This is a genomic window from Thermoproteus sp. CP80 (assembly GCF_002077075.2).
Taxonomy (GTDB): Archaea; Thermoproteota; Thermoprotei; order Thermoproteales; family Thermoproteaceae; genus Thermoproteus.
In genome coordinates, this window is sequence record NZ_LCWM02000007.1 from 21,109 (window position 1) to 34,455 (window position 13,347).

Sequence of the window (13,347 nt, forward strand, 5' to 3'; positions counted from 1 at the left end):
TATAAAGGTGAATACTTTAAAATAAAAATTTTCTTAGGTATATGAGCTATTTCAGAATAATAGAAGATCTCATAAAAAATGCGAGAGGTCCGCCGCCTTTAGAGGGCGTCAAGGTCGTCGAGTTCTCTCACTACATACTCGGCCCCAACATACCGCGGCTTCTGGCGCAGTTAGGCGCCGAGGTGATAAAGATAGAGCCCCCTCCCCGCGGCGACCGCTGGAAATACGCGTCGATGTGGGGCGGCAAGGGGTTCTACAAGGGCATGAGGATAGACTACCTCTACCTGAACTCCAACAAGTACTTCGTCGGGATCGACTTCAGGAAGGAGGAGGGGAGAAAGCTGGTGGTGGAGCTGGCCAAGAGGGCCGACGTGTTCGTGGAGAACATGGAGCCGGGCACTCTCGACAGATATGGGCTCGGCTATCTGCAGCTGAGGGAGGTCAACCCCAGGCTGATCTACGTGAGCGCGAGCGGCTACGGCAACTGGGGACCTCTGTCGAGGCTGCCCAGCTACGACATAATAGGCCAGGCGGAGTCCGGCGTCATCGACACAACGGGGTGGGAGGACGGCGTCAACGAGGCCTACAGACTGCCCGACTACCCCGGCGACTGGCTCCCCTCCACCATGGCCGTATCGGCCATAATCGCGGCGTTGATATATAGGGAGAGGGCCGGGAGGGGGCAGTACATAGATTTGTCCCAAGCGGCATCCATGCAGAGGTTTATGTACCACTTCACCTACATGTCGCTGACCGGCTCCAGGCTCAAGAGGAGCGGCTTCATAGACCCATCGGCGTACGTCTCGGGCGTCTTCAAGACGGCGGACGGCAGGTTCGCGGCGATCGCGGCCATGACGGAGAGGCAGTACGACGCCTTGGCCGAGGCCGTGCCGGGCCTCAGGGGCATGAGAGACGCCAGGGATCCCGACTCCCTGTGGAGGAAATACGAGGCCGTGAGGGCCTGGGCCTCGGGCAGAACCCTCGGCGAGCTTCTGGAGTTCGGCAAGAGGGCCGGCGTCCCGGTGCAGCCGGTCCTCAACGACAAGGAGGTCCTCGACGACCCCTGGAGAGCCGAGAGGGGGTCTGTGCTGAGGATAAGGGATAGACTGTACGGCGAGATCGTGGTGCCGGGGCCTATAGTCAAGATGAGCGAGACGCCGCTGGCCGTCAGATGGGTGGCCAGGCCCGTCGGCTACCACAACAAACTGGTGCTGGCCAGAAAGCTGGGCCTCCCGGCGGCCGAGGTCGAGAGGCTGGAGAGAGAGGGCGTCGTGGGGTATTGGGACGGACAGCTCGGCAACATGCCGCCGCCTGGATGGAACGCCGAGGACGACCCGGTGTTCAGAGGGGAGAGGGACGAGGTGGGGCCATGAGCGACAGGGAGGAGGAGGCGCTCAGGAGGCTGTTCGGCGATAGGGAGGCCAAGCCGGAGGCCCTCGAGGGCGTCAAGGCGGTCGAGATATGCGGGACGAACTTCGGGTGCAGAATAGCCGGGTCCCTCCTGTCGGAGCTAGGCGCCGAGGTCTACACGGTGCCCGACGAGGACGCCAAGAGGATAACCCCCCACGGGGCAACGATCGACGGGGTCGGGATTCCCTACTTCGTGGAGGGCAGAGGGAAACGCGAGGTGGCCCTCGAGGAGGTCCCCAAGCTGTTGTCGGAGCTCGACATACTCATAGACGGGCTAGGGCCCGGGAGGCTGTACTCCAGGGGCATGGGCTACCCGCAGCTGTCCGAGAGATACCCCAGGCTCATCTACGTGGCCATATCCCAGTTCGGGCACTACGGGAGGAAGGCTGAGGAATACGCCGAGATGCCCGACTCGGACTTGACCGGCCAGGCCTACAACGGATATATGGCCATGTTGGGCAACCCCTCGCTGCCCGAGCCCTATTCCTATCCCATAAGGGCAGGCATATGGCTCGCGTGGGCGTTCGCCGGCGCGGCCGGCGCGCTGTCGGCCCTAGCCGCCTACTGGGCGAGGATGAGGAGCGGCAGAGGGCAGTTCATAGACGTGGCGATAAACGAGGTTCTGTCAGTCGACCATCCCTACCAGCTGGGGGCCCCCTTCGTGTTGGGCGCGCCGCGCCAGAGGTCGCCGACAATAGACGCCAACATACTGGTCACCTACACCACGGCCAAGGCCAAGGACGACTTCGTGGCCCTGGCCACGGTCATATGGCCGGAGGTGGAGGCCTTCTTCGAGATCATAGGGAGGCCCGATCTGGCCGAGAGGTGGAGGAAGGCCATCGAGGCCTGGGAGAGAGACCCGGGCCAGCTGAAGGAGCTGGAGAGGGAGGTCTTCGCCGAGGTGGCTAAATACAAGGCGGAGGATCTGGTCAAGGCGAGCAGGGAGAAGGGCAGGCCGCCCATAGCCGTGGTTAAGTCGGTGGAGTGGGTCGCATCGCAGCCGCACTGGCGCATGAGAGGCGCGATACTGGAGCTGACGTGCAGGGGGAAGAAGATCTTGGTGCCAGGGACTCCCTACATGATGTCGGAGACCCCTGGAAGAGTCAAGCTAAAGTGTTAACTAAATATATTAAAATTTATAATAAAAATGGTAAATTTTAAAGTGCCGTTCTGAGGGGATTGGCCGAACGACCGTCGCCGGACGTCAAGCGCCGGCCCGGCGTCGAGAATTTATTAACCGGCGGCCTCCACAGCGTGGCTAGACACGTGAGGCTCTTGGGCGTCGCTACGTCCCTACTGGCTCTCTCTGTCGGCTTGCTGTACAACATAGCGATAACGCGCAAACTGCCCACGGGAGATCTGGGGCTCGTTACCCTCCTCAACGCATCCACCGCGTTTTCCCTTTTGCCGAACGCCATCCTCGGCTTCGCTCTGCCGAGAATAGCGGCGAGGGACGGGGGCCTGGGCATAAGGGCGGCTCTGGGCGTCGCCAATCTATTCTTCATCGCGTCGGCCGGCTTGACGGCGGCGTATCTAGCCGCAGTGTGGGGGGAGATGGGGCCCTACGGGCCCCTGGTGGCCTTCGCGGCTCTGGCCGCCGAGGCGTCCGCCTACGTCTCGTCCGTGGCCTCCTCGGTGCTCATGGTGAAGGACAGGGGGCGCTTCGTCGTCTCGAACTTGTTGCAGGCCGGCGTGAAGCTGGCCGCCGTGGGCGCCATATACGCCGCCAGGTGGTCCGTCTCCGCGGTGCTCTGGAGCTCAGTCGCCATATCCGCCGTCCCGGCCCTCTACGGGCTCTACTACGCCTCGCGCTACTACGCGCCGGGCTCGCTACGCCGTTATTTCAAGGAGACCGTCAGCGCCTCCTGGGTGCCGTTGATGGGCTACGCCATGAACTCGTTCCGGTCCCTCGACGCGGCGCTGATCGGCGTGTTGGGCGCTCTGGACCAAGTGGGGCTGTGGTACGTCTTCTTCATGTTGTCTAAGCCGTACTCCTTCTCCTCCATATTGTCGGGGATCACCTACGGCGAGCTCCTAGAGGGAAGGAGAGGGGGGCTCTACAGAGACCTCCTCATGGTCATGTCGCTCAGCACCATAATCTCTTTGTCGTATATATTCTTCGAGCCCTACTATATCAACTTCCTCAGGCCCGGCCAAAGCCAGTATCTAGCCCCGCTGTTCGTCCCCCTGGCGGTTTGGTCCGCCGCCAACGTGTTGGGAAACCTCAATTATTTTCTGGCCAACGCCATGCAGGGAATAGACAGGAGGGATATCCAGTCCGGCGAGATAAGGGCGAGGACGTACGTGGGCAGCCTTGTCATGTACGCGCATCTGGCCGAGCTCGCGTTCACGGTGGTGTACCTGGCCTCGATAGTGCCGTTTGTGGAGCTGGCCAAGCGCCTCGGCTCCGCCTACTACGCCATAGATGGGGTGGCCGCCGCCTCGCTTGCGGCGAACGCGGCGGCGCTGGCCTTCAGAATAGCCGTGGTGGACAGGAAGTCCGCCGGCCTAATGGAGTGGAGACCGCTCCTCAGAGACTACGCGGCGCCTCTGGCCGCCTCCTCCGTTTCGCTGTGGGCCCTATCGAGAGCCGTCCGTCTGCCCCTAGGCCCGTCGGCCCTTCTATCGCTCGCCGAGGTGGTCCTCGCGATCTCGATAACGGGCGCCGTATACGTCGGCCTCTCCGCCGCTCTGTCCAGGAACTTCAGGCGGTTGCTGGTCCTGGTCTTGAGAAACCTAACCGACATCATCGGCCGAATAGCCGGAAGCAGCCAGACGGCCGGCTCCACGGGCTAAATTATTAAAAGAGGCCCCATATCTGCCGTGAGGATCTTGGTCACCGGCGGCGCCGGCTTCATCGGGAGCCACCTCGTGGACAGGCTGGTCGAGATGGGCCACGAGGTCGTCGTGGTCGACAACTTGTCCACCGGGCGTAGGGAGTACGTGAACAACGGCGCCAGCCTAGCGGTTAGGGACATCAAGGACCCGGGGTGGGGCGAGGGGATCGGGGCCGTCGACGCCGTCTTCCACTTCGCGGCCAACCCAGAGGTCAGAGTCAGCACCACGGAGCCCAGGGTGCATTTCGACGAGAACGTGCTGGCCACCTTCAACGTGCTCGAGTGGGCCAGGAGGGGCGGGGCTAGGGCCGTCGTGTTCGCCTCCTCGTCGACGGTCTACGGCGAGGCGGCGGTTCTGCCGACGCCCGAGGACGCCCCAATGGCCCCCATATCCGTCTACGGCGCGGCTAAGGCGGCCGGCGAGGTGCTCTGCGGAACCTACGGGAGGCTCTATGGCGTGAGGTGCCTCGCCCTTAGGTACGCCAACATAGTGGGGCCCAGGCTCAAGCACGGAGCGATTTACGACTTCATCCTGAAGCTGAGGAAGAGCCCCGAAGTGCTGGAGGTGTTGGGTGACGGCACCCAGACCAAGTCCTATCTGCATGTGCGCGACGCCGTTGAGGCGACCGTGGCCGCCTGGAGGAGGTTCATGGACGACGACAAGCCCTTCCTGGCCCTGAACGTAGGCAATAGGGACGCGGCGTCTGTGAAGGACATAGCGGCGGCCGTATCGAGGGCGATGGGCCTCTCGCCTAGGCTTGTCTTCAAGCCCGCGACCCCCGACGGGAGGGGATGGCCCGGCGACGTCAAGACCATGCTCTTGAGCATAGAGAGGATAGCCAAATACGCGTCCTGGTCGCCCTCAATGGGGTCCAAGGAAGCCGTGGAGCGCGCCGCGTCGCAGCTGGTCGAGGAGCTGGCGCCGGGCTGGCGTGGAGGCTAGGCTACGCTGTCCCCGGTGCGGATATAGGGCCAAGTCCGGCAGCCGTTGCCCCGCCTGCGGATTTCCCCTGGTCCTAGAGCCGCCGGGCCGGCTCAAGATAGAGGTGCGGGAGCCCTCAATGTGGAGATACGGCTCGGCCATAGGGGTGGCCAAGGGCGTGTCGCTCGGCGAGGGCATGACGCCCATGAGGAGCGTGGGCGGCGTCTTGGTCAAGGACGAGTCGAGGAACCCCACGGGCTCCTTCATGGACAGAGGATCGGCGGTCTTGGCCTCAGCCTACCCGGGCGATAGAGCGGCTCTGCCGTTCATGGAGGACTTCACGGTGTCTATCGCCACATATCTGTCGGCTAGAGGCGTCTCGGTGGAGGTCCACGTGGACCCCGCCGAGGCCACATACGCCGACTTCATCCTGCTCGCAGCCTCGCCGTCCGTCTCGATAAGGTTCAGGAGGGCGGGGCCCTTCGATTTGGAGTACGGCGACCCGTACTTCCTCGCCGGCGTTAAGACGATAGCGTATGAAATATTCGAAAGCGCCCGGCGCATAGACTCCGTCGCCGTTCCCCTGGAGAGGGGCCTTCTGGCGCTCGCCGTGCACCAAGGCTTCCGCGAGCTGGAGGAGTGGGGCCTCATGGAGGCGCCCCGGCTCATCTTGGCCACGCATAGGGGCGCCGTCTCCTCCGATATCGCGCTATGGCTGAGGGAAAAGGGCGCACGTATCGAGGAGGTGGAGCCCGCCGAGGCTGCTAAGGCCGCCGTATATTTAGCCCGGCGTGGTATATACGCCAAGCCCCTATCGGCGATGGCCTACGTGGCCGCGTCCTCCGAGAAGAACGCAGCGGCCGTCGTGACGGGCACAGGGCTAAGGCGGCTGGGCTTTACGGGGCGGCGGAGAGGCGGAGAGCTGCAGAGGAGGATACTCGGGGTTCTGTCCGGCCGCGAGATGACCGCATATCAGATATGGGAGGCTTTAGGCGGGGCCGCTAGCTTGAGAGGCGTCTACAAGGCCCTCGCGACGCTGGTAGCAAGGGGCTCTGTAACATATAGATACAAGGCCCGAGGGCGGAAGAAGATCAGAGTTTTCAGCGCGCCCAAAGGAATAGATAAAAATGAATAGGACCCAAAAACAATTGGCAACAAACAAAACAACAGAGAGAGAAAAGATTTAAAAGTGAACCGAATTTAGAAAACATGCCGGATCCCTCCATCCAACTGGACCTGGCAAGGCTCGTGTCGGCGGTAGGCGTGCTCGCGCATCTATCCCTGGCGTCGTCGTTTTTGGGCGCCATCGCGCTGGCGGTTATCGGCGAATATATATGGCTTAGGAGGCAGGACAAGGAGTGGCTTGACCTCGCCAAGAAGTTCAACATAGTCGCCACCATATTTTTCGGCGTCGGCGCGGCCTTCGGCACCCTCGTGGAGTTCGGGCTCGTCACGATCTGGTCCAACTTCATAGCGATTATCGGCACAGCCATAGCGCTTCCGTTCTTCCTGGAGCTATTCGCGTTCCTCTTCGAGGTCATATTCCTGCCCCTCTACACCTTCACCTGGAACCGCATCTCCAAGTGGGCCCACTGGACTATCGGCCTCCTGGCCGCCATAGGCGGCTACTACTCGGCCTACAACATCCTCGCGGTCATGTCGGCCCTCAGCGTGGCCCCGCCCGGCCTCACCCTGGTCAACCTGGCTGAGCAGGGCAAGAACGTAGCCGGCGCCATCAACTGGCTAGCGGCGTTCCAGACGCCCACAGACGCTTGGAATATCTTCTGGTGGGGCGCCAACGTCTTCATCTTCCACGGCATACTGGCCGCCGTCATACTCAGCTGGTCCGGCGTGGCGGGCGTCGTGCTGTATTTATACATCAAGGAGAAGAAGAGCTGGCAGGTCAAGTTGCTGAAGGTCGTGGTGCCGACGATAGCCGTTCTGACGGCGATCCAGGGCCTTCTGCTGGGGCACCTACAGGGCGAGTTGGTGGTGGAGCACGACCCGCTCAAGCTGGCGGCCCTCGAGGGCATGTTCTGGTCCGGGCTTAGGACGGATCCCCTCACGAGCTTTGTGGCGTACGGCGACTTCAACCACCAGTTCTGGGGCTACTACTCCTGGCCGGCCGACATAAGGCCTCCGGAGTTCGTGTCGGTATTCTACCTGGGCTTCATGGTGGGCGCCGGGATATTGCTTGGCATATTGACGGCGGGGATCGGCCTCTATCTGCTCTTCGGCTGGTTTAGGCGCATAGTGCAGCCGCTCCTCAAGCCGAGCGTCTACCTGATCCCCTTACTGGCGGCGCTAGCCGCGATAGGCGGCGCAGTGTCGACCGAGTCCGGCCGCTATCCCTTCATACTGGTGCAGTCGGTGCCCAGCGCCGACGGGCCGCCCCAGATAGTCGGGGTGCCTGTGTACCAAGGCGGCCTCTTCAACCCGACGCTCCAGCTGGACCCGCTGCTGGCTGCTCTTATAATCATCGTCGAGATAGCGATGCCAGCGCTGGCCGGCTATATGGTGTACCTAGCGTTGGCCAGACCTCCAAAGCTCTTGAAGAGGCTGGTTGAGTATTGACCATGGACGCCTTGACCGCCATAACGGTGGGGCTGATCGCCTGGGCCTTCGCCGTACATCTGCCGCTTGTCTACACGGTGCTCGGCTTGACGTGGCTGTTGCCGACGCTGGAGCTCATAGGCCTTAGGAAGAACGACGACAGATATTTCGACGTAGCGAAGAGCCTGTCGCGGTACCTCATATTCACCTACGCGATAGGCGGGGTCTTCGGCACGATAGTGACGGTGTTCCTCGCCGGGTTGCTCCCCGTCTTCACCAACGCGGCGGGCGTCCTGCTGTGGCCCGTCTGGGGAGTCGCCATAGTGTTCGGCGTGGCCATATCCCTCCCGCTGATAGGGTTCTACTACCGCTCCTTCGGTAAGATGGACGACGCCAAGCACATAGCTCTGGGCTACGGGCTGGCCGTCGTCACGTCGGTCATACCCGCCATGTTCAGGCTGGTGTTCGCCTTCATAAACTACCCAATGGGGGTCACCGCCAAGCCGGACCCCAACTCGATAGTGGGCTTCGACCTAGGCGTCGACCTCTGGCAGGCGTTGGGCAACCCGACCTACCCGCCTCTGCTGATAGCCACGTTGGCCGGCGCCATAGCCTTCACCGCGGTCCTGATATCGGCGGTCTACACGTGGCGCTACGCCAAGACTAAGGACGAGCACTACAAGATAGGCAAGGAGTTCGGCGCCAAGGTGGGCCTGATCTTCGGAGTTATCTATGTGCTGGCCAGCGTCTGGTATCTCTACGAGGTGTATCAATACAGCCCCACCATGGCTTGGTCCATATTCGGCTCACCGCCGTCCTATCTGCCCGCGCAGCTACAGCCCGTCTACCAGCCCACCTTGAACTTAAGCTGGCTGTTCTACCTCGACGTAATCCTCGGCGTGGTCGTGCTGGCGTTCCTCGCCACCGCGCTTAGATCCGCCAACGCGGGTCTCGCCATGGTTGCGTTCGTGGCGGTCATAGCCCTAATGGACGGCGCCGAGGTTCTTAACGGCCTGGCCCATCTGCCCTACGCCATAGTCCCCTCGCCGCCGGTGGCCCTGGCCCTCATCAACGCCTACGGCGCCAACTTCGCCCTGCAAGTCGCGGACACGCTTAAGGTCTCCGCCCTCATAACGCCGCAGATAAACTCCCTGGTCCAGCTCATAGGAGCGCAGCCGTGGTTGCTCAGCTTCTCCTTGGCCCTGTTCGTCATATTCAACCTAATACTGCTGGGAGGCTTCTACCTGGTGTTCTCCTGGCGCCCCAAGCCGCAGATCTCCGCGCAACAATAAAATCCCTTTTTTATCCACCCCTCCGTGCGCCTCATAGTAGCGCTTTTGCTGGCCGCTCCGTTGGTCTACGCCCAGCTCTGCATAGCCCAGACGTCGTCGTCGCTCGAGCTGGAGGGCGGAGCCGCCTACTACGTCCAGTGGAGGGGCAACGCCGTCGTCTACAACTCCTCCGGGGCGCCTGTGGCCCTGCTGGGCGGCTCCGGCCGCGGTCTGCTGGCGCCGGCTCTAGGCGGCCTCTACGCCTCCTCGACCCCGCTCGACGCGGTCAGCTGCGTCCACCTAGAGCTCCTCGCCGGCAGGCTTAAGCCCAAGCCCACGGCCTGGGGGCCGTCCGCGCCGCTCGGCGTGGCGTATTACGGTTTCGCCGAGGTGGACGGAGGGCTGTACCCGCTCCCCTACGTCGGGGAGTCGGCCAAGGGCTGCTTCTCGCTCGGAGGGCTGGCGGCCTATAGCTACTCGCCGCTCGGGAGGCGCGAGGCGTATTCCATCCAGCTGAACGCCTACGTGGAGGCTGGGGGAGGGCTCTACTGGGTCCAGGCGCTGGTTAGATATAGGGATGGCGCCTACGAGTTCCTCGACAACGTCTGGAACATGACGGGGCCGGTCTCCTCGCTTGCCGGCATCGCGGGGTTCGGCTCGACCGCCTTCCTCGGGAGCGACGAGTACTACTTCTACGTCGAGGAGCTCCCCCCGCTGAAGGCGGCCTGCCTCGAGGTAAGGACCGTCGGGAGGTACGTGTACCTGGCGCTCAACGGGACGCCGATAGATAGGGTGGAGCTGCCGGGGCCTGCCCGCATAGTCGTCGAGCCGCAGGTCAACGCCAGAGGCCTTCCGATAGATCTCGAGCTCGTCGTCGGCGGCTATGGCGCAGATATGCCGGTGGCCGAGGTCTTGAACGGATCGGCGGAATTGACGCTATACATATGGAACGGCACGACCTACGCGGCGCCTCCAGCCGCCTGGAATATGGGCCTGTCCACCCAGGAGTCCGCCGTGGCCTCCGCGCAGCCGTCCGGACGCTCCGCCGTCGTGGAGAGCGGAGCCCCCAGGCCGCTGCAGCTCTGGGCCGACCTCCCCTGTATATACTTCCTCAACGGGACGGCCCAATGCGGCGGGGAAAGGCTGTACCTAGTCGAGCTCAAGCTCCCCAACGGCACGAGCTTGCTGTGGGCCGAGCCCGGGCCTCTGCGCCTCGCCCTGCCGTCCATCAGATCCGGCGGGGCCCTCTACATCTCGGCCGAGCCCGCGGTCTCTCTGGAGATAACGGGCCCCGTCGTAGTTGCGCCGCCCTACCGGGCGATGTATCTGGTCAACGTATCGACGCCGCTGGGCCCCCGCGCCCTCTGGGTCCCCAACGGGACCGCGATCGGCCCGGCCGATCTCTCCTTCCTCCACGACGGGGTTCTCTACCTAGGCGAGGCCGGGGAGGTTGTCGTCGACAGGCCGCTGGAGATACGGCCGGAGTATATAGCCATATATAACGGGACCGCGCGCGATCTGTTCGGCCTGCCCAGCCCGCTGTCCGTGGCTTCGTTGACCTGCGGCGGCAGGAGCGCCTACGCCCTGGCCGGGCCTACGGGCGGCTTTTCCGTCGCCGTCCCTGCGACATCTCTGTGCTCCGCGCGCCTATACGCCATCCCCATCAGCGTATACGTCGCTCTGCCGCTGCTTCTAATTTTTCTGAAGTCGGTTCGGAGAAGAAATCTTTATAAATCCAGACAGAGCTAGCGCCATGGTCGAGGTAAAAGGCCCGTACCTCGGGATGCAGATACCCGAGGATCTGTGCTTCAACACCGACATGGGCAGAAGGTGCTTCAAGGACTACAAGGGCAAGTGGCTGTTGCTCTTCAGCCACCCCGGCGACTTCACGCCGGTATGCACCACAGAGTTCGTCGAGTTCGCCAAGAGGTATGAAGACTTCAAGAAGAGGGGCGTCGAGTTGCTCGGCCTCAGCGTCGACACCGACATAAGCCACATAGAGTGGAAGAGGCAGATCAAACAGCTCTGGGGCGTCGAGATACCGTTCCCCATAATCGCCGACGTGCCGGACTTCCAAGTCGCCAACTTCTTCAACTCGATACCGCCCGGCGTCACAACCACTGTGAGGATGGTGGCGCTGATAGACCCAGATCTCAAGCTGGCCTGGTTCGCGTTGTACCCGCTGAGCAACGGCAGGAATATCGACGAGATAATACGCGTGATAGACGCGGTCCAGACGACATACAAACACGGCGTCGCGACTCCGGCCAACTGGAAGCCCGGAGACCCCGTGATCGTGCCGCCGCCGCACGACTACGCCGGCGCCGAGAAGAGGCTCAAGGAGGCCGGCATCGAGTGCAAGACCTGGTGGTTCTGCACCAAACGGCTCTAGGCCTTTTTTTCCTCAGACGGCGGACTGGCTCCTCTTTCTATCCATGGGGCGCACATGGCGGCTGTTCGCGGCCGATATAGGGGCGTGAGGGGCGCGGCTGGGCCGTCTGGCTAACTGATTTATTTGGTCTCCCGGGCGTCAATGTGGCTTATAAAGGGCATTCGAATCATTCCTATATGGAAGCTAATTCCAAAAAGAATTTAATTCGAGAAATTGCGGCTGAGTTCTGCGACGATGAGTATCTGGACCACAGGGTCTACTCGGCGCTGGCCGCCGTGGAGTGGAACGGGAGGAGGAGGGAGCTCTTGAGGAGGCTTTCGGAGGTGGAGAGGAGGCATTTCGACTTCTGGCTCAAATTCGCCGGGCGCTACAGGCCGTCTCTAAAGGCCCGCCTATATCCCTACCTCTTCGCCTTCCTGAGGTTGCTCTTCGGCGCGACGTTCGCCGCCAAGTTGCTCGAGAGGGGCGAGGACAAGGCGGTGGAGCGGTACAAGATGGCCCTCGACCTCATGGAAGCTCCCGAGGACAGGAAGGCGCTCGAGTCCATAATAGCCGACGAGATGGAGCACGAGAAGGAGTTCATCGCCCAGCTCGACGAGGCCATAGTGAGGTACATGAGCGCCTTGGTTCTCGGCATGGCCGACGCGATAATAGAGATCACGGGGACGCACGCGGGAGCCCTCGGCACGACCAGCTCCGCGATAATCACCGGCGTCGTCGGGCTCGTCGTCGGCGTCTCCGCGGCCATATCCATGGCCTCCGCATCGTACCTCCAGACCAAACACGAGACGGGGAGATCGCCGACGGTCGCGGCTCTGGTGACCGGCGTGGGCTACGTGGTCGCGGCGGCCCTCATGTCGCTCCCCTACTTCATCGCCGATAATATCTACGCGGCGTTCGCCGCGTCGCTCGCCGTGAGCGTGCTCCTGGCCCTCATGTTCACGTACCAAGGCAGCGTATACGCAGATAGGGACTTCAGGAGCGAGTTCGTCCAGACCGTGGGGCTTCTGCTCGGCGTGGCGGCCCTCGCCTATCTGCTCGGCGACGGCTTAAGCGCGGCCTTCGGCATAAGATCCCTCATAAAGTGATGTGGGAGCTCCTATACAGAGGAGGCAGATGGGTCAAGGAGGAGAGGCCGTTCCTCCACGTGCCGAAGGGCCATATAGCCGTCAAGGTCAGGGCGTTCCTCCTCGACGACTTCAGCATGTGGGCGGCCTCGAGAGGCCTCGAGAGGATCTCCCGGTGGGCTTTCGGCAACGTCGTCGGCGGTCCTGGGGCGGAGACGGGGCAGTACGTCGTGGCGCTTGCCGACAACGCGGCGGCCGAGTACATCGCCCCAAGGCTGTATTTCCCCGCCCCAAGGGACGCCGTCGAGGCCCTGGCGAGGGTCCACGCCGCGCTTGCGCTCGAGTCGCTCGACCTGTTGCCGAGATACGGGCCTATTTTTATCTCCGGCGACGACCCCCGGCGCGAGTACATAGCAAGCCTCGCACGCGTCGGCGAGAGCAGGCGCGGGGTTATACTACAGGGCGGCGTCCTCTCGGGAGGCGCACGGGCAATTGCGCTGTCTAGAATCTTCGAGGTCGGAGGGCCCGGCTTGGTGAGAGTCCTAGACATACCCAAGAGGAGGTACTACGAAGCAGCCTCGGGAGGCCTCAGGCTTCCGGTGAGGCGGGCCGGAGACGAGGCGCCCTGCTTCTGGTGCGTAGTTGAAATTTAAAAGGGGCTCGATATCTCCATGGACGCCGATATAGTCGAGGCGTATATAGCGGTAGGGTTGGGCGCCGCGCTGGTGGCCTTCGCGGTCGTCGCAGCGGCCCTGCTCTACCTCCAGAAGATACCGGAGACCACCGTGACCATAGAGACCGGGCTGGGCCAGCTGCGGCTGGGCAACATGCCGGATCCGCGCGCCGTGGCCGTTGCGGCCGTGAGGGCCCTGGCCCTAATCGTGCTGGGGCTCAC

General features: G+C 62.7%; 12 protein-coding genes. All 12 read left to right on the forward strand.

The window, feature by feature from the left end:
• Positions 1 to 41 precede the first annotated feature (41 nt).
• The gene (locus tag B7L68_RS02375; protein ID WP_081246093.1) at positions 42 to 1,373 is read left to right on the forward strand and encodes a CaiB/BaiF CoA-transferase family protein; all 1,332 of its coding nucleotides are present in this window, start codon (positions 42 to 44) and stop codon (positions 1,371 to 1,373) included.
• Positions 1,370 to 2,530 carry a CoA transferase gene (locus B7L68_RS02380; protein WP_081246094.1) on the forward strand — a complete coding sequence of 387 codons (1,161 nt, stop codon included), beginning with the start codon at positions 1,370 to 1,372 and terminating at the stop codon, positions 2,528 to 2,530. The genes B7L68_RS02375 and B7L68_RS02380 overlap by 4 nt, the downstream gene beginning before the upstream one ends.
• Positions 2,531 to 2,589: 59 nt before the next feature.
• Complete coding sequence (locus B7L68_RS02385) at positions 2,590 to 4,206, forward strand: hypothetical protein (RefSeq protein ID WP_238136284.1); 1,617 nt, start codon at positions 2,590 to 2,592, stop codon at positions 4,204 to 4,206.
• 27 nt (positions 4,207 to 4,233) lie between these two features.
• Complete coding sequence (locus B7L68_RS02390; RefSeq protein ID WP_081246096.1) at positions 4,234 to 5,190, forward strand: NAD-dependent epimerase/dehydratase family protein; 957 nt, start codon at positions 4,234 to 4,236, stop codon at positions 5,188 to 5,190.
• Complete coding sequence (locus B7L68_RS02395; RefSeq protein ID WP_081246097.1) at positions 5,180 to 6,304, forward strand: pyridoxal-phosphate dependent enzyme; 1,125 nt, start codon at positions 5,180 to 5,182, stop codon at positions 6,302 to 6,304. Before B7L68_RS02390 ends, B7L68_RS02395 begins: the two co-directional genes overlap by 11 nt.
• Positions 6,305 to 6,378: 74 nt before the next feature.
• Positions 6,379 to 7,743 (forward strand): cytochrome ubiquinol oxidase subunit I, encoded by a 1,365-nt coding sequence (locus B7L68_RS02400; RefSeq protein ID WP_081246098.1) that lies wholly within the window; start codon positions 6,379 to 6,381, stop codon positions 7,741 to 7,743.
• Between the two features lie 2 nt (positions 7,744 to 7,745).
• The gene (locus B7L68_RS02405) at positions 7,746 to 9,014 is read left to right on the forward strand and encodes a cytochrome ubiquinol oxidase subunit I (protein WP_081246099.1); all 1,269 of its coding nucleotides are present in this window, start codon (positions 7,746 to 7,748) and stop codon (positions 9,012 to 9,014) included.
• 24 nt (positions 9,015 to 9,038) lie between these two features.
• Positions 9,039 to 10,742 (forward strand): thermopsin family protease, encoded by a 1,704-nt coding sequence (locus B7L68_RS02410; RefSeq protein ID WP_162008393.1) that lies wholly within the window; start codon positions 9,039 to 9,041, stop codon positions 10,740 to 10,742.
• 4 nt (positions 10,743 to 10,746) lie between these two features.
• Positions 10,747 to 11,385 (forward strand): peroxiredoxin, encoded by a 639-nt coding sequence (locus B7L68_RS02415; protein WP_081246101.1) that lies wholly within the window; start codon positions 10,747 to 10,749, stop codon positions 11,383 to 11,385.
• A gap of 176 nt (positions 11,386 to 11,561) precedes the next feature.
• Positions 11,562 to 12,473: a VIT1/CCC1 family protein gene (locus tag B7L68_RS02420; protein WP_081246102.1), complete on the forward strand. Its 912-nt coding sequence runs from the start codon at positions 11,562 to 11,564 to the stop codon at positions 12,471 to 12,473.
• On the forward strand, positions 12,473 to 13,105 hold the full coding sequence (locus B7L68_RS02425; RefSeq protein WP_081246103.1) for a hypothetical protein: 633 nt from the start codon (positions 12,473 to 12,475) through the stop codon (positions 13,103 to 13,105). Before B7L68_RS02420 ends, B7L68_RS02425 begins: the two co-directional genes overlap by 1 nt.
• Positions 13,106 to 13,123: 18 nt before the next feature.
• Positions 13,124 to 13,347: hypothetical protein (locus B7L68_RS02430; RefSeq protein WP_081246133.1), on the forward strand; the 224-nt coding region annotated here is incomplete at its 3' end.

What these genes read in the sequence shown, in the direction of transcription:
- B7L68_RS02375 (WP_081246093.1), top strand. Translation starts at nt 42, where the DNA reads ATGAGCTATTTCAGAATAATAGAAGATCTCATAAAAAATGCGAGAGGT.
- B7L68_RS02380 (WP_081246094.1), top strand. Translation starts at nt 1,370, where the DNA reads ATGAGCGACAGGGAGGAGGAGGCGCTCAGGAGGCTGTTCGGCGATAGG.
- B7L68_RS02400 (WP_081246098.1), top strand. Translation starts at nt 6,379, where the DNA reads ATGCCGGATCCCTCCATCCAACTGGACCTGGCAAGGCTCGTGTCGGCG.
- B7L68_RS02405 (WP_081246099.1), top strand. Translation starts at nt 7,746, where the DNA reads ATGGACGCCTTGACCGCCATAACGGTGGGGCTGATCGCCTGGGCCTTC.
- B7L68_RS02415 (WP_081246101.1), top strand. Translation starts at nt 10,747, where the DNA reads ATGGTCGAGGTAAAAGGCCCGTACCTCGGGATGCAGATACCCGAGGAT.
- B7L68_RS02420 (WP_081246102.1), top strand. Translation starts at nt 11,562, where the DNA reads ATGGAAGCTAATTCCAAAAAGAATTTAATTCGAGAAATTGCGGCTGAG.
- B7L68_RS02425 (WP_081246103.1), top strand. Translation starts at nt 12,473, where the DNA reads ATGTGGGAGCTCCTATACAGAGGAGGCAGATGGGTCAAGGAGGAGAGG.